Origin of the sequence: Micromonospora sp. SL1-18 (genome assembly GCF_047921505.1) — a bacterium.
Lineage (GTDB): Bacteria > Actinomycetota > Actinomycetes > Mycobacteriales > Micromonosporaceae > Micromonospora.
This window is the reverse complement of the sequence record NZ_JBLROA010000196.1, coordinates 1-729: the sequence shown is the minus strand read 5'-3', so window position 1 is coordinate 729 and position 729 is coordinate 1. Positions and strand designations below refer to the sequence as shown.

Sequence of the window (729 nt, the reverse complement as noted above, 5' to 3'; positions counted from 1 at the left end):
CCGCAACACAGGCAGCGACCACGACCGCCACGGCGACTGCTCCTCTTCGGCGATGCCGTACGAGGCTTCCGCCTTGCGCTGCCACCACGACGCCATCACCCACGAGACAGCCCAGTTGAAGGCGACGCGAGCCGCACCGCAGTGCGACCGCAGCCGCTGCTCCTGCCCGGCGTTCGGGTCCAACGCGAAACGGAAAGCCTGGAGCACGAAACCGGAACGCGGCTCGAACTTCTTCACACCAACGATTCCTCGCCGATCGCGGCGGCCAGAGCGCGGGCGGCACGGTTCTTCGCCGCCGGCTGTCCGTACAGCCGGGCACACATCGACGTCAACACGTCGGCCATATCCTTGACCAGGTCGTCCGTGGACTCTTCCGGGTCGAGGACCACCAGACGGCGCCCGGTCGCAGCGAGCGCCGCCTGCAGGTGCTCCACACCGAACCGGGCCAACCGGTCCTTGCGCTCGACCACGATCACCGCCACACCCGGATCGGCCAGAAGGCGATGCAGCTTGCGGCGCTTGCCGTCCAGGCCGGAGCCAACCTCAGTCACGATCTCCGCCACAGCCAGGCCCTGCGCGTTCGCCCCCTCCACAACCCGCACGGTCTGCCGGTCCAGGTCACCCTTCTGATCACTGGAGGACACGCGGCAGTAGCCGACCACGCGACCGGTCGCAGGCCGCGCCTCTTGCACGATCCATGTCCCAGACGGCGCCTGACGGACAGGAACG

General features: G+C 68.6%; 2 protein-coding genes. Both read right to left on the bottom strand.

From position 1 onward, the window contains the following. Positions 1–237, bottom strand: a 237-nt coding sequence (locus ACNAW0_RS30520; RefSeq protein WP_416291505.1) for a helix-turn-helix domain-containing protein, incomplete at its 3' end; no start/stop codon positions are given. Then, a partial coding sequence (locus ACNAW0_RS30515; RefSeq protein ID WP_416291504.1) for an IS607 family transposase occupies positions 234–729 on the bottom strand: 496 nt, incomplete at its 5' end. The genes ACNAW0_RS30515 and ACNAW0_RS30520, both read right to left, overlap by 4 nt.